Origin of the sequence: Vitiosangium sp. GDMCC 1.1324 (assembly GCF_003044305.1) — a bacterium.
Lineage (GTDB): Bacteria > Myxococcota > Myxococcia > Myxococcales > Myxococcaceae > Archangium.
The window spans coordinates 981,087-1,005,490 of sequence record NZ_PZOX01000002.1; the positions used below are offsets into that span (position 1 = coordinate 981,087).

General features: G+C 68.5%; 17 protein-coding genes and 1 pseudogene. 6 read left to right on the plus strand and 12 right to left on the minus strand.

What is annotated here, in order from left to right:
* Positions 1 to 6 precede the first annotated feature (6 nt).
* From DAT35_RS08495 to DAT35_RS08545, 11 genes are all read right to left on the minus strand, one after another.
* Positions 7 to 870: an N-acyl homoserine lactonase family protein gene (locus tag DAT35_RS08495; protein WP_108066372.1), complete on the minus strand. Its 864-nt coding sequence runs from the start codon at positions 868 to 870 to the stop codon at positions 7 to 9.
* 59 nt (positions 871 to 929) lie between these two features.
* Entirely contained in the window at positions 930 to 1,508 is a 579-nt protein-coding gene (locus DAT35_RS08500; protein WP_108066373.1) for a TetR/AcrR family transcriptional regulator, read from the minus strand.
* A 141-nt stretch (positions 1,509 to 1,649) separates the two neighbouring features.
* Positions 1,650 to 5,684, minus strand: coding sequence for a discoidin domain-containing protein (locus DAT35_RS08505; RefSeq protein ID WP_158501608.1), 4,035 nt, complete (start codon positions 5,682 to 5,684; stop codon positions 1,650 to 1,652).
* A 192-nt stretch (positions 5,685 to 5,876) separates the two neighbouring features.
* Positions 5,877 to 6,593, minus strand: coding sequence for a double-CXXCG motif protein (locus DAT35_RS08510; protein WP_108066375.1), 717 nt, complete (start codon positions 6,591 to 6,593; stop codon positions 5,877 to 5,879).
* 16 nt (positions 6,594 to 6,609) lie between these two features.
* Positions 6,610 to 7,329, minus strand: a complete 720-nt coding sequence (locus tag DAT35_RS08515; RefSeq protein WP_108066376.1) for a TIGR02269 family lipoprotein — start codon at positions 7,327 to 7,329, stop codon at positions 6,610 to 6,612.
* Positions 7,330 to 7,492: 163 nt separating this feature from the next.
* On the minus strand, positions 7,493 to 8,257 hold the full coding sequence (locus DAT35_RS08520) for a double-CXXCG motif protein (protein ID WP_369945235.1): 765 nt from the start codon (positions 8,255 to 8,257) through the stop codon (positions 7,493 to 7,495).
* Positions 8,226 to 8,945, minus strand: coding sequence for a TIGR02269 family lipoprotein (locus DAT35_RS08525; protein WP_108066378.1), 720 nt, complete (start codon positions 8,943 to 8,945; stop codon positions 8,226 to 8,228). Before DAT35_RS08525 ends, DAT35_RS08520 begins: the two co-directional genes overlap by 32 nt.
* Positions 8,946 to 9,025: 80 nt before the next feature.
* Entirely contained in the window at positions 9,026 to 9,787 is a 762-nt protein-coding gene (locus DAT35_RS08530; protein WP_369945237.1) for a double-CXXCG motif protein, read from the minus strand.
* Positions 9,756 to 10,472 (minus strand): TIGR02269 family lipoprotein, encoded by a 717-nt coding sequence (locus DAT35_RS08535; RefSeq protein ID WP_108066380.1) that lies wholly within the window; start codon positions 10,470 to 10,472, stop codon positions 9,756 to 9,758. The genes DAT35_RS08530 and DAT35_RS08535 overlap by 32 nt, the downstream gene beginning before the upstream one ends.
* A 128-nt stretch (positions 10,473 to 10,600) precedes the next feature.
* The gene (locus DAT35_RS08540) at positions 10,601 to 12,892 is read right to left on the minus strand and encodes a DUF4157 domain-containing protein (RefSeq protein WP_108066381.1); all 2,292 of its coding nucleotides are present in this window, start codon (positions 12,890 to 12,892) and stop codon (positions 10,601 to 10,603) included.
* 198 nt (positions 12,893 to 13,090) lie between these two features.
* Positions 13,091 to 14,590 (minus strand): alpha/beta fold hydrolase, encoded by a 1,500-nt coding sequence (locus tag DAT35_RS08545; RefSeq protein ID WP_108066382.1) that lies wholly within the window; start codon positions 14,588 to 14,590, stop codon positions 13,091 to 13,093.
* 65 nt (positions 14,591 to 14,655) lie between these two features.
* Between DAT35_RS08545 and DAT35_RS08550 the strand changes: the two genes are divergently transcribed.
* The 3 genes from DAT35_RS08550 to hutH all read left to right on the plus strand — a co-directional run bounded on the left by DAT35_RS08550 (position 14,656) and on the right by hutH (position 18,678).
* The gene (locus DAT35_RS08550; protein ID WP_108066383.1) at positions 14,656 to 15,573 is read left to right on the plus strand and encodes a LysR family transcriptional regulator; all 918 of its coding nucleotides are present in this window, start codon (positions 14,656 to 14,658) and stop codon (positions 15,571 to 15,573) included.
* 202 nt (positions 15,574 to 15,775) lie between these two features.
* Positions 15,776 to 17,131, plus strand: coding sequence for a class I adenylate-forming enzyme family protein (locus DAT35_RS08555; protein ID WP_108066384.1), 1,356 nt, complete (start codon positions 15,776 to 15,778; stop codon positions 17,129 to 17,131).
* Positions 17,128 to 18,678 carry a histidine ammonia-lyase gene (gene hutH / locus DAT35_RS08560; protein ID WP_158501609.1) on the plus strand — a complete coding sequence of 517 codons (1,551 nt, stop codon included), beginning with the start codon at positions 17,128 to 17,130 and terminating at the stop codon, positions 18,676 to 18,678. Before DAT35_RS08555 ends, hutH begins: the two co-directional genes overlap by 4 nt.
* Here the strand turns inward: hutH and DAT35_RS08565 are convergent.
* Complete coding sequence (locus tag DAT35_RS08565; protein ID WP_233261368.1) at positions 18,647 to 20,641, minus strand: glycosyltransferase; 1,995 nt, start codon at positions 20,639 to 20,641, stop codon at positions 18,647 to 18,649. The two genes, hutH and DAT35_RS08565, sit on opposite strands and share 32 nt — an antisense overlap.
* Positions 20,642 to 20,765: 124 nt before the next feature.
* Between DAT35_RS08565 and DAT35_RS58040 the strand changes: the two genes are divergently transcribed.
* The 3 genes and pseudogenes from DAT35_RS58040 to DAT35_RS59840 all read left to right on the plus strand — a co-directional run.
* On the plus strand, positions 20,766 to 21,953 hold the full coding sequence (locus DAT35_RS58040; RefSeq protein WP_158501611.1) for a DUF2062 domain-containing protein: 1,188 nt from the start codon (positions 20,766 to 20,768) through the stop codon (positions 21,951 to 21,953).
* A complete protein-coding gene (locus tag DAT35_RS08580) occupies positions 21,943 to 23,157 on the plus strand; it encodes an NAD(P)/FAD-dependent oxidoreductase (protein WP_108066387.1) in 1,215 nt (404 codons plus the stop codon). Before DAT35_RS58040 ends, DAT35_RS08580 begins: the two co-directional genes overlap by 11 nt.
* Before the next feature lie 13 nt (positions 23,158 to 23,170).
* Positions 23,171 to 24,404: pseudogene (locus DAT35_RS59840) on the plus strand (hypothetical protein); the annotation flags it as partial.

Consider the following 24,404-nt stretch of genomic DNA (forward strand, 5'->3'; position numbering starts at 1 on the left):
GAGGCCTCACTCCAGGAAGGCCGGGAAGCGCGGCAGCGCCGAGACATCCTCCGGCGCATGCTGCACCACGAAGCGGCCATGGGTGTCCTCGACCCACGTGCGGATCCGCTCGATGGAGCGAAGGGTGTCCTCCCGGCTGTCATTGAAGGGCGGGACGCGCTGGCGCAGCCAGTTCTCGCGCGTGTGGCAGAGATCGCCCGAGAGCACCACCGTCCCCGAGTGCCGGAGCTGGACCGCGAGGCTCTGATGTCCGGGTGTATGGCCGGGAGTCCGGAGGATGCGCACCGAGCCATCGCCGAAGACATCCGTATCGCCCTCGAGCAACCAGGTCTTCACCGAGCGATAGGCGGAGAACGTCGCCGGGACCACGCCGAGGGGCGTCGGCGTCTGGAGGGCCCAGTCGAGCTCCCGCCGGTTGAGGATCCACGTCGACGCGGTGAAGGCGTTCGCGTTGCCCGCATGGTCCGCGTGCAGATGCGAGAAGGCCACATAGCGCACGTCCTCGGGCGAGAGGCCGAGCGCGCCCAACTGCGCGCGGAGCGGTGTGCGGACGCGGGCGCGATTGCCAACGGGGTCGAGGCCGCCGTCCGGCGACTCGGCGATGGAGTCACTCAGCCCCGTGTCCCACAGCAGGAGGCCCTGGGGGTGCCGGATGAGAAAGCACGACACGGCGAGCTCTCCGGACACACCGTTGTACTCTGGCGTATCCGCGAAGAGCCCCATGTCCTTGATGTCGAAGTGCCCGCAGTCGAGCGCGTAGAGCCGCACCTCGGGAGGGCTGGTGGATGGGCGTGGAGCTCCTCCGATGCACGAGGCCTCGAGCAGCAGGAACAGGAATGCAACGGTGAACACGGGATGCGAACGGGTCATATCTTTCTCAAACATTTCTCGGCGCCCCGGCGCTCACTCTTCCGGGAGGGCCTCGTGCACTAGAACGACCGGAGCACCATCTCCACGACCCGGTCGAGCCTGCTGGAGTCCTCGGCCGTCTTGCCCAGCACGCGCAGCCCGTTGATGGCGTTCAACAGGAAGCTCGCGACCGAGCGAGGCTCCAGGCCTGGCTCGAGCTCGCCCGAGCGCTGGCCTTCCTGAATCACCGCCTCGAGCGCGTCCTCCAGACGATCGAACGTGCGCGCCACCAGCTTCGTCGCGGTCTCGTCGCGCCCCGCGAGCTCGATGGCCGTATTGGTGATGAGACATCCGCGACGCTGAGGATCGTTGAGGTCCGACTCGATGAGCATGCGCAGCAACCGGCGCACCCGCTCCTTGACCGGACCCGGCTGCTCGAGGAACTCGATGGCCTTGATTGCCTCCAGGTCGTGATAGCGGCGCAACACGAGCTCGAAGAGCGCATGTTTGCTCTTGAAGGCGTTGTAGAGACTGCCTCGCCCAATGCCCATCCGCTCGCCCAGCTGCTGGGGCGAGGTGGTGGCGTAGCCCTGGGTCCAGAACAGCTCCATGGCTTCTCCCACGGCGGCGTCTGGATCGAACTCCTTGGAGCGAGGCATGCCCTGTTCCTAACCATTCTGTACTTCCAGGTCAAGAATAGTTTCGAACGGTCGTTCGGCAAACACCCGCCCCGGAAAAACCTCCCGTCCCCCGGCTCCGCCCGCGAGGCACATGCCCCACGGGCGGGCCGGTGCGCCCCACTACTTGTCGCGCGGCAGCACGGGTTCGAGCTCCCAGATGTTCCAGTTGTTGTAGCTGTGGTACGCGCGATCCCTCAGCCCATCGAGGTCACTGCGAGGGGTGTTGGGGTTGATGGGCTCCTTCACGTCTCCTGCCGAGGCGATCATACCTCCCACCGGAAGGGTGGAAGTGATGCCAGCGACCGGATCCGCCTGGTTGTTGCGGTAGTAGATGTCCCAACCGGAGCCGGCCACGAAGTACCGCTCGCAGGGTCCCCCGTACGTGCCACACCCCACCTGCGGAGTGCCGTAGAACCAGCCGTGCCCGGCGGAGTAGTTGCGGATGAGCGCCTCGCCCACCACGCTGCCGGCGCTGTGCGCGATGATGTTGGTGTTGGCGTTGGTGCCGTGGCCCACCGTGTTGATGAAGTGGTTGCGCGCGTTGGCCGCGTCCGTGTTGACAGCGCCCAAGTCGAACAACCCCGGCGTGGAGCCGATTCCTCCGTACGTCTGCCGGGAGCCCACCACGACACTGCCCAACGGGATGCCCAGCGGGAAGCCGCTCATGTCGAAGGGGCCGTTGCCCGTGCCGATGATGGCGAGCACGTTCGGGTCGCTCTGCGGCATCAGCCCCGGAGAGAACTGCCACGTCGTCTTCTCGGAGCCAGCCGTCGTCATCGTCGCGGGCCTGGCGCCGATGCCCACCACGCGCGCGACCAGGGGAGCGCTGAAGGGGCCCTTGGGCGTACTCCACGGCCAGTCCTTGGGCCGCGCGTCATCGAACCAGCTGTCGATCTTCAGCAGGTAGAAGCCCGTCTTGAAGTACCACTGCATGCTGGGGACATTGAGCAGGTAGACGTTGTCCCCGAAGGAGGCCGCCGCGACCTTCTGCTGGAGCTCCGCGTTCACCGAGTCCCTGTCCGTGCCGAACAGCCACTGCTCCGCGTTGTGGCGCAGGTTGACCGGCTGGGGAGGCGCGGAGGTTCCGCCGCTCCCCGTATAGACGGTGGTGGTGTACCCGCCCCCATCTGAAGGGACGCGGTCCCCGAGGCACCCGAAGAAGGGAGTGCCCGAAGCGTCCTGGGTGAAGAGGGTGAGCAGGCCCTGGACGGGGCAGGTGTGGCCTCCACCCCAGGCCGGAGGAGGCGGAGGAGGAGGAGGCGGCGGCGAGTAGGTGGGGAAGCAGTCCGTGTCGGGCCTGCCGTAGGGGTTGCTCACCGCCTTGACGCAGTCACGCGGCGTGTCGCCAAAGGGGTGCGGCAGGAGGCTCTTCTGCGGCGAGCCATCCTGGAAGTAGCAGGAGGAGGCGCGCATGAAGTCCTGACGGAAGGTGCGCTGCGGATGGGTGAGGCAGTAGGCACCCCACTCGTCATGGCCGGCGTAGCTCAGCTCCTCCTGCAGCGGCCAGCCGATGTTCTCGCCCCAGCCGTTGGGCGCGCGCGGACCCCCCTTCGACAGCCACAGGCTGTCGCGCACGAGGAAGGTGCCATAGGCGGAGCTGGCAATGGCCGAGCGCCGGCCCCGGTCCCAGAAGGACTGCATGCGGCCGCCCTCGGGCTCGGGGAACACCTGCTCGTCGCCCAGCGGGAAGCCCAGCTCGCCCGTGACGCCGCCGGACAGCGCCCAGCGGTTGTACAGGGCACCCGCCTTCACCGCGAAGGTGCCGAAGGTGGAGCTGTAGACGTCGCCGTTGACGAAGCGCTGGTAGCTGCCTCCCGCCACCGTCATCACGTCCGAGGTGGCCCGCCCCATGACGGCCAGCCCGCCCGCCCGCGTCCACGCCGCGTAGAAGGCATCGGTGACGAGGAGGGTGCTCCCCGTGGAAGAGGTCTGGATGAAGCCGCCCGCGAAGGTCTGCAGGGTGTAGCCGTCCCCGGAAGCCACCGCGTCGGACGTGGGGTGGCCCAGCGGACCGTCCGCGCCACATGTGGAGGTGCCCGGTATGCAGGTGGCCAGCCATTTGGACAGGACGGGCTCGCCCACCGCGTACGCGGGCTTGCCGGGCGCCGCGGAGATGCGGCCGGTTCCGAAGAGGAGCTGGTCTCCGCCATCGGCCGTGGGCAGCGTGTCCGAGACGGGACAGCCCAGCCACGAGAGCTGCCGCCCCATCAGGTTCCACTTGTGGAGGATGGGGGCGCGCACGCGGCGCAGGGCGTAGGCGGGGCACACATCCTCGAAGCCCAGGCCACCGCGGGCCTGCACATCGGAGAACACGAGGTAGTCCGCGTACGAGCCCCCCTTGCGCATCGCCTCCGGGACGTAGGCGGGCTTGAAGAAGCTGTTGAAGGCCGTGGTGCCCTGGGACAAGTCCACGGAGAGGTTGTTCGCCCAGCTCCCACCCCCATCCGGGCTGAGGGTGACGAGGTCCGTTCGGCCATCCCCGTTGAAGTCGCCCACGGTGGTCAGGTACAGGGCGTTGGCTCCGCCGTTGCGCATGTGCTGGGGCGTGACGCTCGCCCAGAGCTCGCTGACGAAGCCCGTGCCCGAGGAGCGCTCCACCGAGAGCCAGCTCGCCCACCCTCCAGCGGCATTGGGGGAGATCGTCGCCAGATCGCTGCGCCCGTCACCGTCGAAGTCGCCCACGAAGACGTTGTAGAGGGCGCCGGAGCCACCGTTGCGCATGTGGAAGGGCGTGTTGGCGGGCCACCATTGGGTGGTGAAGCCGCTGCCCGTGGAGAGGTCCACGAGGATGTTGTTGCTCCAGGCGCCCGTGGCGTCCCGGCTGAGCGTGGCCACGTCGCTGCGGCCGTCCCCGTTGAAGTCGCCGACGAAGGACTCGTAGGTGGCGTTGGCTCCGCCCTCGCGCATGCGCAGCGGAGTGGGCGTCAGCCACATGGCGCTGGAGAAACCCGCACCGGTGGAGAGATCCATGGACACCCAGTCGCGCCAGCCGCCGCCCCCGTTGGGGCTGAGGGTGACGAGGTCCGTGCGGCCATCCCCGTTGAAGTCGCCGGAGAGTGTCTTGTAGACGGCCGTGCCGCCATTGCGCATGTGGAGGGGCGTGTTGCTCGCCCACTGGGCGGAGCTGAAGCTCATGTAGCCGCGGGAGAGCTCCATGGACAGCCAGCTCGCCCACCCGCCACCGCCGTTGGGTGAGAGCGTCGCCAGATCATCGCGCCCGTCACCATCGAAGTCTCCGGCGAACGTCCGGTAGACGGCCGAGCCACCATTGCGCATGTGAAAGGGCGTGTTGGCGGGGGCCTTGCTCGTCCAGTGGGTGAGCGAGTCGACGAGGTTGACGTCGATATGAGTGGCCCACGTCCCGGCGGCGTTGGAGCTCAGGGCCGCCAGGTCGCTGCGCTGGTCGCCATCGAAATCGCCACGGACCATGGCGTAGTGGGCCGCGCCCCCCTCCCGGAAGTGGCGCACGGTCTCCGGGTACCCGTCGAAGCGGTCGAAGCCGTTGGCGACGACGTTGCTCAGGGGCAGGAGCTCATAGCTGGTGTCCTGCCAAGAAGAGACCGCATTGGGGCTCCACGTGCTGATGTCGCTCCTGCCGTCGAAGTCGAGGTCCATGCGGTGGGCAGGCTGGCCAAACACCTGCACCTCGGCGAGGGACAGGTAGTTGGTCCCACGCAGTTGCACACGCACGAAGCGCCCCTTCGTCTGGTAGAACGAGGCGGTGGTGGGGCTGCCGCCCACGCCCGAGACCAGGTATGCCTTGACGCCGGGCTGCCCCTTCGTCACCTCGGGATCATTGGACGTGAAGGCCACCGTCGAGACGAAGACATAGAAGTTCTGCAGCCGCTCGGCGCAGCAATCCGTGCGGTTCCACACCCGCACCTCGGTGATGTCGTAGGTGTCGCCCAGGTCCACCTGCCACCAGGCCGCCGCGTCATTGTTGGTATGGGTGACGGAACCCGCGCCCAGTTGGCCCTCGGTGTTGCCATCCACGGCACGGGACGCGGGCGCTGTCCCATAGGTGCTCGACTGCGTGGCGGGCTTGCCGCGCGCCACCTCCCGTCCCCACGCGAGCGCCTCGCCGGGCAGAATCCCCGCCAGGAGTATGAAGGTCGCTCCCGCCAGCCAGGCCGCGCCCCCCAGGACCCGGTACATGCTTCCCCCTCGTTCTCGGTACATGAATCCCCTCTGATGTCGACAGAGCTCCTACCCAGGGGCTCCGGGCCGCGACAGGGCAGCCATGACTGCTGACAGGGGGTGCCTCCAGATGTCGCACCGAAAAACGCTTCAGGGGTTCGCGCTCTGGGCACGCGGGAGGGCTGCCGGCCGTCAAAGCCGGCGAGAGCGTCACTTCGTGGGCAGGGGGAGGAAGGCCACCCCATCGAGTCCCAGGCGCTGGCAGGCCTCGACGAAGCGCTCGGTGCAGACAACGACGGTGGGGAAGTCGTCCAACCGGAAGACGTCCAGGTGCTCGGGGAGGGAGGCCGCGTCCAGCAGGAGGGGCTTGGGCAAGCGGATGCCAAGGCGACTACAACGAGGACACGGAGGCTTGCGATTGGGGGGGAGGCAATCCGGGTGTGCACGGCCCACGGGGAGAAGTTCCAGCTCAAGCAACTCAGGTGATGTGCGCTGGCGGAAGCGCAGTTGGGTAGGACAGCCCTTGAGCCCTCTCAGACCCTCGGCCTGGAGCCTCTCGAGCACCTCGCGCTGCACCAGCGGCCACCAGGAGACAGTGAGCACGAATGGCCCGAAGCGGCCCTGGGCCTTGCCCACGAGTGGTCCGAAGCCCGCCCCGGGCTCCAACACAGCACCCGGTGGAAGGAGCGGGCGAACCAGCTCGCACATCCTTTCATACTCCTCAATGGGCTCGGGCCGAGCCTCCTCGAAGTCGGCCAGAGCGGCCACCGGGGTCAGGTCCACCGCAGGGTACACTTTGGCACCGCCACTCCACGTGGTCTTGCAAGCAGGGCAGTTGAGAAGTCCCGGAAGACCCCACTTGTGCGCGGCATCAATGAAGCCGGTGTAACCCGCGGACCTGTCTCCCTCGATTTCGAAATACCGCATTCGAGTGCTCCTCGGCTCAATCCTGGCAGTAGTAGGGCACGAGTGGACCATTCACTTTGAACAAAAACATCAGCTCGAACGCGAACTGCCAGATTTCCTGTGGGTCGGCTCCAAAATTTTCCTTTTGGAACCGCCGCCAGGCTTCATTCCACTGGCCGCCCGCAGGTCCGCCACTGTGCAGCCTCCGGTGAAAGCTCTGGGGAAGGCTGATGGTGAAGGCATGAATGTCGATTCCCTTGTCCTTGAACCATAGGGCCAGGTCCCAGGCCTGCGGGAAGATGTGGTGCTTCTCGAGAGGCTCGCGGGGCAGCATGCACCCCAGCGGGTGTTTGCGCTGCCGCGCGCGCTCTCCTCGCTCCTTCCAGTTGTGCCAGGGGATTTCGAAGACGGGTTCTTCGTAGGTGGGCGCTGCCACGTTGCGTCCCCACCACCGCCCGGGGTTGCCCACCAGCGGAGGCCGCATCGCCTGGGGCATCGGCCCTCGCGCCAGCACCACCGTCGGAGAGGAGTCCTCCTCCGCAGCAGAGGACTCCACTTCCACCACGTCCCGGCAGCGCCAGAGGGCACAGCGCTCGCCCTCGCACAGCGGCACCACGCAGCTCGGGTCCTCTCGGGCCTCTTCCCATGAGGACACGACCTCAGGGGCTTCGTCGTCCTCGCGCACCCCTGTCGTCGACGTGGCACATGCGGCCAGCAGCACTCCCAGGAGCGCGAGCCATCGGCTGGAGGTTCGCATGCGCGCGACGATACGTCAGGTCACATCCCTGGGGTCAACTCACAAAGTCCACTGCCTCCCATACTCGCTCACGAGCCACGTTCACCATGTCCAAGGGTTCGCGCTCAGTCAGCACCGTTCCGACCAGTGGCTCGGTACCAGCCTCAGCCCAGACACGCTTCACTCACTTCGTGGGCAGGGGGAGGAAGGCCACCCCATCGAGTCCCAGGCGCTGGCAGGCCTCGACGAAGCGCTCGGTGCAGACGACGACGGTGGAGAAGTCCTCCAGCCGGAAGACGTCCAGGTGCTCGGGGAGGGTGGCGGCATCCAGCAGGAGGGACTTGGGCAGGGTGAGGGCAAGACGGCCACAGCGCTGGCAGGGAGGCTTGCGATGGGGAGGAAGGCACTCGGGGTGCGCGCGGCCCACGGGGAGCAGTTCCAGCTCGAGCAACTCAGGTGATGCGCGCTGGCGGAAGCGCAGTTGAGTGGGACAGCCCTTGAGTCCTCTCAGGCCCTCGGCCTGGAGCTTCTCGAGCACCTCGCGCTGCACCAGCGGCCACCAGGAGATGGTGAGCACGAACGGCCCGAAGCGGCCCTGGGCCTTGCCCACGAGTGGTCCGAAGCCCACACCGGGTTCCAACACTGCACCCGGTGGAAGGAGCGGGCGAACCAGCTCGCACCTCCTTTCATACTCTTCAATGGGCTCGGGCCAAGCATCCTCGAAATCTGTCAGGGATGCGACCGGGGTTAGATCCACTGAGGGATATGCTCTGGAGTTGTCACCCCAGGTGACCTTGCACGCAGGGCAATCCTGGAGACCTGGAAGCTTCCACTTGTGCGCGGCGTCAATGACCCCCGTGTAACCCGCGGACCTGTCTTCCTTGACTCTGAAATACCGCATGCAGGTGCTCCTCGGCTCAATCCTGGCAATAGGGGACGAGTGGTCCATTCACTTTGAATAGGAACATCAGCTCAAACGCAAACTGCCAGATTTCTTGGGGGCCAGCTCTACCGTTGTTCTCCTTGAACTGCCGCCAGGCTTCATTCCACTGGCCTCCAGAGGGCCCGCCGCTGTGCAGCCTCCGGTGGAAGCTCTGGGGAAGACTGATGGTGTAGGCGTGGATGTCGATACCCCTGCTGCTGAACCATTCGGCCAGCTTTTCCTGCTGCGGGAAGATGTGGTGCTTCTCGAGAGGCTCCGGCGGCAGCATGCACCCCAGCGGGTGTTTGCGCTGCCGCGCGCGCTCTCCTCGCTCCCTCCAGTTGTGCCAGGGGATTTCGAAGACGGGTTCTTCGTAGGTGGGCGCTGCCACGTTGCGTCCCCACCACCGCCCGGGGTTGCCCACCAGCGGAGGCCGCATCGCCTGGGGCATCGGCCCTCGCGCCAGCACCACCGTCGGAGAGGTGCCCTCCTCCACAGAAGAGGACTCCACTTCCACCACGTCCCGGCAACGCCAGAGGGCACAGCGCTCGCCCTCGCACAGCGGTACCACGCAGCTCGGGTCTTCTCGGGCCTCTTCCCACGAGGACACCACCTCGGGAGCTTCGCCGTCCTCGCGCACCCCTGCCGTCGACGTGGCACATGCGGCCAGTAGCAGCACTCCCAGGAGCGCGAGCCATCTGATGGCGGTTCCCATTCGCGCGACAATACGTCAGACCTCCTTCCTGGAGTTGATTGACCGACGCACCTGCCCCCCCCCCCACGCCGAGCGGGTTGTCACTTCGTGGGCAGGGGGAGGAAGACCACCCCATCGAGTCCCAGGCGCTGGCAGGCCTCGACGAAGCGCTCGGTGCAGACAATGACGGTGGAGAAGTCCTCCAGCCGGAAGACGTCCAGGTGCTCGGGGAGGGTGGCGGCGTCCAACAGGAGGGGCTTGGGCAGGGTGAGGGCAAGGCGGCCACAGCGAGAGCAGGGAGGCTTGCGATTGGGAGGAAGGCACTCGGGGTGCGCGCAGCCCACGGGGAGCAGTTCCAGCTCGAGCAACTCAGGAGATGCACGCTGGCGGAAGCGCAGTTGGGTGGGACAGCCCTTGAGTCCTCTCAGGCCCTCGGCCTGGAGCTTCTCGAGCACCTCGCGCTGCACCAGCAGCCACCAGCCAAAGGGAAACACAAGCGGTCCGAAGCGGCCCTGGGCCTTGCCCACGAGTGGTCCGAAGCCCGCCCCGGGCTCCAACACAGCACCCGGGGGGAGTAGCGGGCGAACCAGCTCGCACATCCTTTCATACTCCTCGATGGGCTCGGGCCGAGCCTCCTCGAAGTCGGCCAGAGCGGCCACCGGGGTCAGGTCCACCGAAGGGTACACTTTGGCACCACCACTCCAAGTGGCCTTGCAAGCAGGGCAGTTGAGAAGTCCCGGAAGGCCCCTCTTGTGCGCGGCGTCAACGACCCCTGTGTAAGTGGACCTGTCTTCCTTGACTCTGAAATACCGCATGCAGGTGCTCCTCGGCTCAATCCTGGCAATAGGGGACGAGTGGGCCATTCACGTTGAACAGGAACATGAGCTCGAACGCGAACTGCCACATCTCCTCGGCGCTAGCATTGAAATTGCCCTCCTTGAACTGCCGCCAGGCTTCATTCCACTGGCCTCCCGCAGGTCCGCCACTGTGAATCCTCCGATGGAAGCTCCTCGGAAGACTGATGGTGAAGGCATGAATGTCAATACCCTTTCTCTTGAACCATAGGGCCAGCTCTTCCTGCTGCGGGAAGATGTGGTGCTTCTCGAGAGGCTCGGGCGGCAGCATGCACCCCAGCGGGTGTTTGCGCTGCCGCGCACGCTCTTCACGCTCCTTCCAGTTGTGCCAGGGGATTTCGAAGATGGGCTCTTCGTAGGTGGGCGCTGCCACAGTGCGTCCCCACCACCTCCCGGGGTTGCCCACCAGCGGAGGCCGCATCGCCTGGGGCATCGGCCCTCGCGCCAGCACCACCGTCGGAGAGGTGTCCTCCTCCGCAGCAGAGGACTCCACTTCCACCACGTCCCGGCAGCGCCAGAGGGCACAGCGCTCGCCCTCGCACAGCGGTACCACGCAGCTCGGGTCCTCTCGGGCCTCTTCCCATGAGGACACAACCTCGGGCGCTTCGTCGTCCTCGCGCACCCCTGTCGTCGACGTAGCACACGCGGCGAGCAGCACTCCCAGGAGCGCGAGCCATCGGCTGGAGGTTCGCATGCGCGAGACGATATGTCAGGTCACCTCCCTGGGGTCAACTCACAGAGTCCACTGCCTCCCAGGCCCGCTCACCCAACCGGTCTCGGAAGCAGCGCTGCGTCTCAGGTGCCCTGGCTCGAAGCGGAAGCCTACCGCCCTCTCTTGGAGCGTTTCTTCCTGGCCTGGTTCTGGGCCTGGGGTGGGTTCGGCGCGTTCTGGCTGTTGAGCTTGTTGAGCCGTCTCTTCAACCAGGCCCTGGCATCCTTTTGCGACTGGGCGTCGGCGATGGACTCCTCGACGACCCGATGTCCCTGGGGCCGGGTGCTGTCATAGCGGTGCGTCCGTCCTTGCTTCTCGAGCCGATCCATCCTCTCGGTGAGACGCGTGTCTTCGTCCTTGCCACCCTGGGTGGGCTGTAATGCGAAGCTCTTGGCGAGCGGGGCCTGCGGGACCGCGTCCTTCTCGGCGTCGAAGCCCCCAGCCTTGTTCTTGCGCTGGTACTTCGTCGCGCCACCCCCATCGAGCACCTTCTTGTGGCTCACAGGCACCGGGGTCTGAGACGTGTAGCCAAGCTTGAGCGCGGTCTCGCCCGGGTTCAGTTTGGCCGGCGCCTGTTGCGGATAGGCCGTGTGCACGGAGAACCCGCCCCGATTCGCATCGCCCTGGAGGATGACGTGCGCGCTCTGCTGGTCGGTGTGCGCCGTGATGCCGGTGACTCGCGTGCTCAGGTCCGGGCCGGTGAGCGCCGCCCCCTTCGTGAGCTTCGCGCCTTTGTACATGTAGCTCGTGCCGAACCCGCCCTCGAAGAGCGGCTTCCCGGCCGTGCCCTGGGGCTTCGGAAGATTGACGTCGGCGTCATACTGCTTCTGTTTGTGGAGCGTGACGTCCTGCTTGTGCTGTGTCGTCGTCGACGGCGCGACCGTCTCATCGAGCTCGTCATGCGAGTGTTCCACGGTCTGGGTCGGCGCGGCCGGCCGATTCCAGGCCTGCGCGAGCGTCTCCTCGATGGCGTAGAGGTTCGCTTCGTGGCTGGAGAATCCACCCGAGGCCATGCCGCCCGCCTCATCGTCTCCGACCTGGCTGTAGTTCGGGAGGTCTACCGTGCCTACTCCGGGGCCTCCGGTGACCTGGGTGGTCGTCGCGGGCGCGGGTGTCGGCTTCCTGTCGGGCACGACGCCAGCCGCGATCCGGGAGAGCTGATCCGCCTTGGAAATCTGTGCACCGTGGCGCCCGTAGAAGTGCGAGAGCTTCGGGTGCACGTTCTCGCTGGTGGCCAGTTTCTCGGCGTCCCCGCCCACCTTCATGAGCGCCTCGTGGGTCGCGTTCAGGCTCTCGTGAGGCTTCAGCGCGTTGTTGTTCTTCTTTCCCTTCTCATACAGCGCATCGGCGACGTAGCTCTGGTTGGTGGCGACCTCCATCCGCCGGAGGATCTCCCCCATCTTCGCGTTCTTCACCTTCTCATCCGGTCCGCCCGCTCGCTTCTTCGCCAACGGATGCGCGGCCTGCCGCTCCTTCGCGGTCAGGTCCTTGGGAGTCAATCCCCGCAGCCGGTTGAACCACCGGTTCTTCACTGCCGCGTTCTGGCCCTCCGTCACCTGCGCCTTCGTCACGAAGGCATCCGCGCCCCCCAGCTTGGAGGCCCTCCCCGAGCTCACGAGATGCTCGGAGAGCTGTTTGTTGAGGAAGTTGTTGGAATTGCCTCGCACCTTGCTGGGCCTGGCCTTGTTCCAGCCCGGTATCTTCCCGGTTCGCAGGTTCTCCAACTCCGCCGCCCGCTCCTGCTTCTGCTGGGCGAGGAAGTTGTCCTTGATGAGCGCCCCCTTCGCGTCGGCTTCGTTTTCGAAGTCGACGAATTTTCCATGTTTGAGTCCGTACCCCTGGATGACAGGCGTGGCGGAGGGGCCGGGTGGGGAGTGCGCACCCGTCACGGCGGGAGCCTCGGTGGAAGCGCCTCGCATGGCACTGGCACCGAGCCTGTCCGCCTCGCCCTCCAGCCCGGAGTCGAGGTTCAGCGACGCGCCTCCAGCCTGGGTGGTTGGCCTCACACGCCCCTGCTTCTGCTGCACGACGTGCCACGCCTCGTGAGGCAGATGCCGCTCCTGGCCCGGTCCCACGTGAATCTCCGTGCCCGCCGTGTACGCCGACGCCCGCAGCCCGGCGGGAAGCGAGGAGTTGTAGTGGACCCGCACGTCATCCATGGCCATGCCGGAGAGGCGCTCGATCCCCGCCTTCAGCTCATCCGGCAGGCCCCGACTTCCGCTGGATGACACCGACGCTCGCGCCGCCCGGAGGGGGATGTGCTCGAAGTGGTGACCCTGCTGGCCGGCGCTCGGGCCGGGTGCGCTGGCACCGAGCACCTCCTGGATTGAGGACGGCTCGGCGGCGGAAGGAGCCAGACGGCTTCGAGCGGAGGGCTTCGGCTTGTGGTCGTGATGGCTCATGGCTCACACCGGGCGACAAGGCCCCCGCAAGGACGCTCGTGGGGGAACAGGCCAACGGCACGACTCTAGTTCCGGAGAACCGCGCGGCAAACCGCACCCGAGCGCCCGCTCCTGGAGGTTGGGGTGACGGACTCCAAGAGAGGGAGGGAGCTCCCCGCGATTGTGACCTCCAGGATGGGTGCTCCGCAGCAGGGTCCCTCAGGGGCGCGGAGCAGGTTGCGCGCTCAAACTGAAGTCGGCTCCTCTCAGCTTGAGCGCACACGTCGTGGGAAGTGTGCTCGTGGGGTCTCGGAGGAACGCGGTGGTGATTTCCCTTCCGCAACGATTGAAGCCCGCGCCGTGGCTGAGCCCACGCATCTCCACGAACGAGGCATTGGGCAGGGTCTCCAGGAGCTGCCGTCCCCATTCCGGTGGCGTGTCCGGATCGAACTCGCCCGCGTAGATGAGCGTGGGAATGTCGCTGCGGACGGGCTCCTTGACCTCGGCTGGAGCGGGGGCGACGTTCCACACGCGGCAGACCTCGGTGGGGACGGTGCGCCCGTCGAGCCCACCCAGTCCCATCGTGGGCGAGAGCTGCGCGGCCGCGCGGGCCACGTTCTCGAAGGGGTTCTCCTCCGCGCACGTCACGGACATGCGCAGGCCCCAGGTATACGTGGATGGACCCTGGTTGTCCTTCACGAGCGCGGCCAGCTCCTCGAGTTGGCCCGTGGCGGCCCGGCTGATGATTCGGGGCAGGAGGGGAATCGTGTCGCGCCGATGCAGGCCCAGGTAGAGGGCATCGGCCACCTGCGCGCCGCGAACCTCCAACGGCCGCCCCCCGGTGGCGGCGGCGTCCAGCCCCAGCTGGAGGGGACGGGCGTCCGCGCTGGAGATGAGCCGGGCGAACTGCGCGCGCAGGTTGGGATAGGCCGCGCCACACGCCCGGTCCGCTGCGCACCCATCGAACACGACATTCAAGGCCCGCTGCACGTTCGCCGCGCCGAACTCGTCGAAGACGACATCGGGCGGAAACACCGAGTCCAGGATGACGCTCTTGATGCCAGCCGGGTGGAGCCGCATGACGGCCAGCATCAACCGTGTGCTGTACGAAAGGCCGTGGAGGTTCCACTTCGCGTAGCCGAGTGCCTTTCGGAGGTCCTCGAGGTCATGCGCGATGGCGTCCGTGGTGTAGCCATCCAGGTCCACGCCCGAGGCGGTCAGCGTCGCCCGGCAGCGCCTGGCCGCGCCCACCATGGCATCCACGAACTTCTGGCCTCGCAGCCGGCCCGCCGTCGCCTCCGCGATGAGGGCGTTGACCTCGGGGCATTCGAGCGAGGGCCGCGCGTGCTTCCCCCCTCGAGGCTCCATGAGGATGAAGTCGCGCTCGTCGAGAAGCGGGATGGACTTGCCGGAGCGCTGGTTGTCGACCGCGCTGACGCCGGGGCCTCCCGGCATGAACAGGAGCGGCTCGGCGGGCTTCTCCGCCCGGCTCCGGAGGATCATCACCGGCAGTCGGATCATCCGTGTGTCGGCCTTGCTCCGGTTCTCGGGCACCACCAGCAACCCACAATCGATGCGCTCATCCTTCGCCACATCGTCGTTGCAGGGGGTGCGCTCGAAGTGGCTCGTCTCGGTGGTGGCCCGGGGCTCCGGGGCGGGTGGCGCGCTCGCGGTGGACATGGACAGCATCAACAGGGCGGACGTGAGGGCGTGGACCATGGGGAAAGTTTGAACGAGCGCGCGCGACGGGGTCCAATATCGGCTTTGCTCGCTGTGATAACGAAATGCGCTCAATCCCCCTCGATTCCCGCCGCCTCACGTACTTCATCGCCGTCGCGGAGTCGCTGCACTTCCGCAAGGCCGCCGAGCGGCTGCGGCTGGCCCAGCCCGCGCTCAGTCAGCAGATACGCCGTCTGGAGGAAGAGCTCGGCTGTCAGTTGTTGAAGCGCGACCGGCGGCGCGTGGAGCTGACTCCCGCGGGAGTCGCGCTGCTCGACACGGGCCGCCGCGCGCTGGTGCAGATGGCACACGCCGCCGAGGCCGCGCAGCGCACCGCCGCCAACCAGGTGGCCCTGCTCCGTGTGGGCTTCCTGAGCCCGGCGGCCTTCGCGCTCGTCCCGGATGTCCTTCGCCGCCTGCGCCTCGAGCATCCGTACGTCCACCTCGTGCTCCGGGAGGCGGACAGCGTGACGCTGCTGGAAGAGGTGCGGCTGGGACAGCTCGACGTGGCCTTCGTCCGAGGGCCCATTCCCACGCCGGGCATCCGCGTGGACACGCTGTACGAGGAGCCGCTCGTCGTCGTGCTCCCGTCCGGCCATCGGTTCGCCCGGCGCGCGCGGGTGCCCCTCGCGGCGCTCGCCGATGAGTCCTTCATTGGTTATCCCCGGGACCCCGTGCCGCCGCTGCACGATGCGATGATGGAGATGTGTGGGGCCGCCGGGTTCTCGCCGTCCTTCGTCACGGAAGCGACCGAGTGGTACACCATCGTCAGTCTGGTCGCGGCGGGGATCGGCCTCGCCATCCTTCCCGAGTCCGTCCGGACCTTCACGCGCCGGGGTGTCGTCTACCGTCCGCTCGCGGGCGAGCAGCGCCATGTGGCGCTGACCATCGCGAGGCCGCTCGCGCCCCCCGGGCCGGCCCTGCGCGCCTGCCTTCACATCGTCTCTCAGGTGACGGGCGTCCGGCTCTCGGAGCGCACCTGAGCGCGAGGCTTCAATCATTTCCTTCTTGCGAGGGCCGGGGTAAGGGGTTGTACGCGGGCGACCCCGCTCCAGTAACCAAGCGAGGGAGCCTCCCTCCGGGTGCACGTTCTGAGGCCTGGATCCTTGCCTCCCCGATGCTGTATCCCTCCGTTTCTCGCGCAGCACGAAACGGCTGCGCTCATCAAGGGACTCCGGCCTGGCCATGAGCACGGGTGATTGGCGCCACACACAGGGACTCGCGGCAAGGGATGCTCGGCGTACCACGGGCGCGAGCCTCTTCGAGCGGCTCGCCTCCCTGCCCTCCCTCTCCGTGCTCACCTCCGAGGGCGCCCCCGTGGGCGACCTGCGAGACCGCGCCCACGCGCTCGCCCGGAAGTTGCGCGAGGCTGGGCTGGAGCCGGGTGCGCGGGTGGTCGTCGTGCTGCCCAATGGTCCTGACTTCGTGGTGGGTCTTCTCGCCTGTCTCCAGGCCTCGGTGACCTTCGTCCCGGTGAACCCGAGCCTTCCCCCGGAGGAGCGCAACCGCCGGCTCGAGGCCATCGGCGCCGCCGCGGTGCTGACTCCGGGCGACACGCTCCAGCTCGTGCCAACGCGGCAGGGGCACACGTCCTCGGCCCAGGGCGCTCCCGCGGTGATTCTCTTCACGAGCGGCAGCATGGGGAGCGGCCGGCCCGTGGGCCTCTCCGAGCAGGCCCTCCTGCACGTGGTCGACACGCATCACCAGGTGCTCGCGTATGCGCCGGACACCCGTGTCATCGGCTATCTGCCGTGGAGCCACGCCTTCGGGTTCACCCTCGAGCTGTTGATGGGGTTGCTGTACGCCGGCCCGCTGCGCTCCGTCCCGCCCGACGCCTTCCCGGGAGTCTTCGCGAGCACCCCCTCGGACTTCCTCCTCTCCGTTCCTCGGATGCTCGAGCGGCTGGGGGATGCGGAGCTCCAGCGGCTGCGCGGGGGCGTCGTCGGAGGCGCTCCCGTTCGCGGTGAGCTGCGCAAGCGGCTGGGCAAGACGCGCCTTCGCATCGGTTACGGGCAGACCGAGTGTGGGCCAGGCGCCTCCCTGGGCGAGCCCGGTGAGTGGGCGCATGACGACTTCCTGGGCAGGCCCGTGGGCTGTGAGATGGTGCTCCGGGACTCCTCCGAGGAGGGACACCAGGAACTGCTCCTGCGTGGGCCCAACCTCGCCATGGGTTATGTGGCGCCCGATCGCATCGAGCCGCTCGCGCTCGACGCGGGATGGTTGGTGACGGGGGACCTCGCGAAGACCGTCGACGGCGGCTTCGTCTCCCAGGGGCGCCGGGACGAGCTCTTCAAGCTCGACAACGGCCGCATGGTGAATCCCGTCCCGCTCGAGCTGCCCTACGACGGCCGCATCCTGCTCATCGGCTCCGGCGGCAGGGCGGTGCAGCCGCTCGCCCGCGGCGAGCTCCCCGCGAACTTCTCGCTTCCCGTGCCCCACCTGCCTCCCCGGCTGATGCCCGACTCCTTCTGGAGCGCGTGCACCACGCCCACCGGAAAGGTGTCGCGCCGACGCGCTCAGCAGCTCTTCGAGGATTCATGATTCATCCCAGCATTCATCCCGCCACTCCCGATGCGCCCTCTCCCCTGATCATCGATCGCAAGCGCAAGCTCACTCCGGAAGATCTCGAGGCCGCGGCCTTCCCGCTCCGGATCGCCCTGTCCGACACCGCTCGCGAGGCAGTGAACCGCTGCGCGGCCTTCGTGAAGGAGCAGAACGCCGCGGGGACTCCCATCTACGGAATGTCCACCGGCTTCGGTCCGCTGGTGGCCTTTGGCGCGGCGCCGGATCCGGTGGACCAGGGGTATGGGTTGCTCAATCACCTGCGCTCGGGACAGGGCGAGGTGCTCGCTCCCTCCATCGCCCGGGCGATGCTCCTGGCCCGGGTGTGGTCCCTCTCCCAGGGTCACTCGGGCGTGAGCCTCCGTGTCGTCGAGGGCCTCTGTGCCGCGCTTGAGACGCCGTTCGCCCCCGCGGTGCCCGAGTGGGGCACGGTGGGCGCCAGTGGTGACCTGACTCCGCTCGCGCATGCGGCGGGCGCGCTCCGTGGCGAGGGCGAGGCCTTCTGGGAGGAGGAGCGCCTGCCCGCGGCCGAGGCGCTGCGCCGCGGCGGGCTGAAGCCTCTCGAGCTCCAGGGGCGTGATGCGCTCGGGCTGGTGAACGGGACGTCGCTCACGGCCGCAGCCGCCGCCCTCGCCGTCCGCTCCGCCCGGCGCGCCATCTCGCTGTCCCTGGACCTGGCGGCCCTGCTGGCGGAGTCGCTCGGCGCGGCGGGCACGTTCACCTCGCCGGAGCTGCTCGCCGCCTCGGGCCACCCGTCCGCCGAGAGCATCGCCCTCCAGCTCCAGGAGCGCCTCAAGGGCTCCACCGCCCACGCCGGCCGCCCGCTCCAGGAGGCCTACAGCATCCGCTGCACGCCGCAGCTCGTGGGCGCGGTGGAGGCCACCGTCCAGCACGTCGAGCAGGTGGTGACGTCCGACCTCAACGGCGTGAGTGACAACCCCCTCTTCTTCCCCGAGCAGGGCAAGGTCATCCACGGCGGCAACTTCTTCGGCCAGCAGGTCGCCTTCGCCGCCGATGCGCTCAACCTCGCGCTCACCCAGCTCGCCAACCTCGCCGAGCGTCAGCTCGACCTGATGATGGATCCGAACCGCAACGGGGGCCTGCCGCTGCTGCTCTCGGCCAGGCCGGGTGCTCAGTCCGGACTCGCCGGCGTCAACCTCGCGGCCACGGCCATCGTCGCGTCCATGCGCCGCTACGCCACGCCCGCCAGCATCCAGTCCCTGCCCACCAACGGGCACAACCAGGACGTGGTCCCCTTCGGCACCCAGGCCGCGCTCGAGGCGCTCCGGCAGAGCGCACGGTTGAGCCTCGTGCAGGCCTCGCTGGCGCTCGCGCTCCGTCAGGCCAGCTACCTGGGCGCGCGCAAGCCCACCTCCGCTTCCGGCTCGGCGCTGCTCGAGTTCCTCTCCAGCGTGGTGGCGCCCGTGGATCCGGACCGGCCGCTCGGCGACTGCGTGCGCCGCCTGGCCACCCACCTCCACCACCGCAGCGACGTCAGCTCGCGGCGGGCGGCTTCGCGCTCTTGACCGGGAGCGTGGGGCCCGCGTCCCAGAAGTCGTAGAAGTTGAACCACTGGTAGGGGAACTCGCGCGCCAGCGACTCGAGCTGGCGCACGTACTGCTCCACCCACTCCCGGAGCTGCGTGTCGCGATCCCTCCCGCGCTCGAAGCGCAGGCGCAGCGGCGGCTGGGCGAAGAAGCGGTACGTGGCCGGCCCGAGCTGGATGGAGAAGGTGGCGATCAACGGCGCCCCGCTCACCGCCGCCAGCATGAAGGGCCCCACCGGGAACGAGGCCTCCCGTCCGAGGAAGGGCACTCGCGCCACGTGCCGGTCCACGGAGCGGTCTCCCTGGATGGCCAGCAGCGTCCCCTCGCGCAGGGCGCGGATCATCTCCAGCGAGGAGAGCATCTCATCACCACCCACGGCGATGACCCGGGGACCCGGGCCGTGGGCCTTCTTCACGTAGCGCGCGATGCGCTCCTGCTCGCCCTGGAAGGCCACGATGGCGAGATTCACGTCGCCACCCCGCCCGCCGCGGAGCAGTCCACCCGCGACGTCCCAGTTGCCCATGTGCGCCGTCAGGAGGATGCCGCCACGGCCCTCGGCCGCCGCGTTGCGGATGTAATCCAGGCCGATCTCCTCGACGCGGAAGACGCTCGGGCCGCGCGTGGCGAGCAGGGCCCGGTCCACCAGCGTGCGCGCGAAGGTGAGGATGTGCTGATAGGTGCGTGCGAACCTGCGGAATCCCCTCGCGGGCCCGATCGCCCGGTCGAGGAACTGCATCGAGGCGTTCCGCGCCGTCCTGGCGCCGAGGACGAAGTAGAAGGCCACCGGGTAGAGCGCCCAGTACGCGGCGGAAATGCCGAACACCCGCGTCACCTGGTAGAAGAACCAGTGGCCCAGGACGCCGCCGCGGCTCTGGCCCGTCCACCGGGACGGTGCGCGCGGGCGAGTCATGGCCTCGTACACGCCGAGCGCCAGCAGCGCGCCCACGACGATCCCCGCGGACGGAAGTGGAGCGAGACCCCGGCCCCGCAACGACTGGAAGGCCCAGGCCGAGGCGAGCGCGGGCACCGCACCCAGGCCCGCGAGGGCGCACGCGAACGCGGCGAGCACCAACCACCAGGGGCTGCTCATCAGCAGGACGGGGAGGATGCCGGCGATGGCCGCCAGGGTGCGCCACACGGGGCCCTCGCCCCCAAGCCAGGCCCAGCGCCGCAGCCGGAAGAGTGACAGCCCGGGCTGGTGCGGGAGGCCGCGCAGCCGAGGCGCCAGCGGCAGGGGCAGCAACAGCCGCAGGCACGTCAGCGTGTTGAGGAGCGAGATGCGCGCGTTGTCCAGGAATGGACGGAAGTGGCTGATGCGGTCCTTCGGGTAGATGACCCCGATGGGAACCGAGCGCAGCGGCAGGCCCGCCCACGCCGCCTGGAGGAGGATCTCCACCTCGAAGTCATAGCGCCGGTTGAGCGTGCGAAGCTTGAGGGTCTCGGGAAGCGGGTAGGCGCGGAAGCCGGACTGGCTGTCGTCCACGCGCGCCCCCGCCTCGAACCACACCCAGAAGTTGGAGAACTTGCGGCCAAACTCGCTGGAGGACGGAGCTCCGGCGGCAATCAGGTCCCTCGCGCCGATGACCAGGGACCCCGGGTCCTCGCGGGTGGCCGCCGCGACCTTGGGCAGGTCCTCCGGCAGATGCTGCCCGTCCGCATCGAGCGCGATGGCATAGCGGAAACCCCTGCGGCCCGCCTCCTCCAGGAGCCTGCGGAGCGCCGCGCCCTTCCCCTGGTTGGTGGGCTGCCGGAGGACGATGGCGCCGGCCTTCTCGGCCTCGTCACCGGAACCATCCGTGGAGCCATCGTCACAGACGAGCACCGTCGAGGCGTGCTCCAGGGCTCCCCGGACCACGGCCCCCACGGTGCGCCCGTGGTTGAAGACGGGGATGACCGCGCAGGCGCCAGCCTGGTCGCAGCTTCGCTGAGGGGATTGCACCATCACGGAGCAGGGCTCTTGCCCGATGGCCCCCCGCCCGTCAACAACCAGCCGAGCGGCGAGGGCCCCTCGGCGATGTACGGGTTTGCCCTTGCATCCGGAGCCTCCGAGCGATGACGCTCGCCTCATGAATCCTAGCGGCCCGGTGGTGTCGCCACCGTCCTCCGCCTCGTCGAGATGGCGCGGGAAGCTCCTGGCACTCCTGAGGCCCCTGCGTGAGCAGATTGAATCCGTCAAGCGCGAGCACGCGAGTCCGAGGCGGCTCGGCGTGGCGGTCGCCGTGGGCGTGCTGGTGGGCAGCAGCCCCTTCCTGGGCTTCCAGGTCCTGATGGCCATCGCGCTGGCGACGGTCTTCCGGCTCAACCGCATCGCCGTCCTACTGGGCCTGCAGATCTCCATGCCGCCCATCACGCCGTTCCTGCTCTTCCTCAACGCCCAGGTCGGCGCGCGGCTGCTGGAGGGGCGCTGGTTGCCGCTCTCGCTCGAGGCCTTCCGCGCCGTCCCTGCCAAACAGGTCGCAGCGGACCTCTTCCTGGATCTACTCGTCGGCGGGCTCCTCGTGGGAGGCGTCCTCGCGGCGGGCCTGGGGTGGATGACGGCGTACCTCCTCCAACGGCAACGGACGCGCGGCTCGCTGAGCGACCTCTTCACCCCCGAGCAGTGGGCGCAGCTCCAGGGCCGCCTGGAGGGACTCCCCCGCGCCTGGCGCAAGTACGCGCTCTGGAAGATGCGGTTGGATCCGGTCTACAAGCTCATCCTCCCGGAGCTCCCGGAGGACGCCGAGCTGCTGGACCTCGGGTCCGGAATGGGCCTCCTGCCCCTGCTGCTCTCCGTGCGCTCCCCGCGCAGCAGCGTCCGCGCGGTGGAGTGGGACGAGCGCAAGGTCCGCATGGCCCACCAGCTCCTGGAGGGCCTCCCCGCGGTACGTGTCGAGGCGGGGGATGCCAGCAAATGCCCGCTCGGCACTCCCAACGCGGTGGCCCTGCTCGATGTCCTCCACTACTCCCCCATCGCCCAGCAGCAGGAGTGGCTGCTGCGCTGCGCCGAGGCGCTCCGGCCCGGCGGGCTGCTGCTCGTCCGGGAGCTCGAGCCCAAACAGTCCCGGTGGCCACTGGCCCCCGTGCTCGAGCGGCTCGCGGTCCGCCTGGGGTGGAACCGGGGCGCATCCGTCCACGCCTGGTCGCCATCTGAGATGGCCCGGATGTTGACACCGCTAGGCTTTACAGCCGAACTTCGCCCGGCCGGCTCCGGCGTATTCAGCGCGAACACACTGCTCATCGCGCGTAAGGCTTCGCAAACACAACATGGACACTGACGTATTGGTCATTGGCGCAGGTCCCGCGGGAAGCGTCGCGGGTTCGCTGCTCGCGAAACAGGGACACCGGGTGATCTGCCTGGAGGCGGGCACGTTCCCCCGCTTCCAGATTGGCGAGTCCCTGCTGCCCCGCTGCAACGACATCCTCGAGGAGGCGGGTCTGCTGGAGGCGGTCGTTGGCCGCCGCTACCAGCCCAAGAACGCGGCGGTGTTCCTCCAGGGCCACGAGCGCGAGCGCTTCTGCTTCGCCGAGGTCTTCCCCGGCCAGCGCACGCAGACGTTCCAGGTCCCACGCAGCGATTTTGATCAGACGCTGGCTACCGCGGCCCGCGCCAAGGGCGTGGACATCCGCTTCAACCAGCGCGTGGACGCCGCCGAGTTCGGCCCGGGCGAGGCGCGTATCACCGCCACGGACCTGGAGAGCAACGAGACGTACCACCTGCGCTCCCGCTACGTCATCGACGCCAGCGGCTACGGGCGCGTCCTGCCCCGCCTGCTGAAGCTGGAGAAGCCGTCCGTCCTGGACCCGCGCGTCGCCATCTTCACCTGGGTGGAAGGCGACAAGCGGCCGGCGGACGACCTCGAGGGCGACATCTGGATCTGCCTGCACCCGCGCGGGGCGTGGATCTGGATCATCCCCTTCTCCAACGGCCGGACGTCGGTCGGCGTGGTGATGGAGCGCTCGCTGTACGAGAGCGTGTCGGGATGTGACCGCGACCGGCTCTTCGCCCTGCTGCGCGAGGACCCGAACGCGTGGGCGCGCCTGCAGCACGCCGCGCCCGTCCTCAAGACGGTGAAGCTCGAGTCCTGGTCCGCGGCGGTCGAACGGCTGCACGGCCCCGGCTGGGTGCTCACCGGCAACGCCGCCGAGTTCCTGGACCCCGTGTTCTCCTCGGGCGTCACGCTGGCGCTGGAGTCCTCGAGCCACGCGGCCCGGCTCATCCACCGCTCGCTGAAGGGTGAGACGGTCGACTGGGACGCCGAGTACAGCGCGGTGGTCCTCAAGGCGGTCAACGTGTTCAAGGCCTTCGTGCGGTCGTGGTACGCGGCGGAGCTGCCGCGGGTGCTGCTGCACCCGGGCAAGAGCGTGGCCATCAAGCGCGCCATCACGGCCATCCTCGGCGGCTACGTGCTGGACACGAACAACCCGTTCGTCCGCGACGCGGACGGCACGCTGAACGCCCTGCTGAAGCTGGCGAAGTAGGACGGGGATTTCGGTGAGCCTGTCAGGGGGGGCAGGTTTTCGCGCTGAGGACCGGGCGTATACGTGGGCGGTGCTACTGCTGGGGGCTGCGCTGCTCACCACCGGGTGCGTCACGCTGGCGCCGCAACCCGGCCAGGGCGGCCCCCAGGGCCCGCTTGCCCTTTCCACGTTGCGGGAAACGGCAGCCGGTACGCCCCCACTCGAAGCACCCGCCTCTCTTACTTCCACCGAGCCGGATAGGCAGGAGCGGCTGCACCGCCGCCAGAGCACCCGTGGACTGGGCTCGGACGTCGCCATGGCGAGCGCGGGGACGACGACCCAAGGCCCTCCTACCTGCGGAGGCAAGGCGGTGCCCCCGGACTGGCCCGACTTCTCCTCCGGCGACGGGGAGGCGCTGCTTGCCCCCTTCCTCACGTGCGCCTCGCCCGCCGAGTTCGTCGCGTTGCAGCAGCGCGTGGACATGCCCCGGCTGGTGGAGGCGTTGGACGACTGGCACGCGGTGCTGCTGGGCGCCCTGGGGCCCGTGCGCGAAGACGCCGCCCACATCCTCCAGCGCAAGCGGGCCTCCTTCCTCCTCACCGCCAGCGAGCGCTACGGCCTCATCCACGCCGAGGTGTTCGCCCTCTTCGTCCTGCACTCGGCCCATGACGACGAAGTGGACGAGGTGCTGCGGCTGCTGGCCCGGGACAAACTGTTGGGACAGACGCTGGCCCTCATGCCGTCGGTGCTCGAGGAGTTGGAGCGGCGGGGAATGCCGCTGTCGCGCTATCCGGAGCGGGCCGAGCAGGCCAGTGATGCGCTGCGGGGCATGGGCCGCGCCGCCAGGGATGTGCTCTCCACGAGCCCGGGGAGCGACAGCTCCCGCTACACGGAGATGACCGCGCGGCGGGCGCAATTGCCACCGGCCTACCAGCAGGCCAGTGAGAAAGTGGAGCAGGCCCTGGCGCTGCGGCACTTCGCCCCGGGCAGCGTAGCGCTGGGCACCTTCGACTCCATGACGTTTGGAGTGCCGCTGGGCTCCTACTACCTGCTGGCGGGCTCGGGCCATGGATTGCACTCGCTGACGCAGGGCCAGTATGAGCAGGCCGCGCGCGAGCTGGCGCCCGCGTTGCTGCTGGGGGCCCTGTATGCCGGAGGCAAGGGCCTGCGCTCCTCGTCCGGGGCTCGAGGTGCTTCGGGCGCCGGACTCGAAGGTGCGCGAGGGTTGGGGCTGGCGGAGACGGTGCGGCAGTTGGAAGCACGGCTGG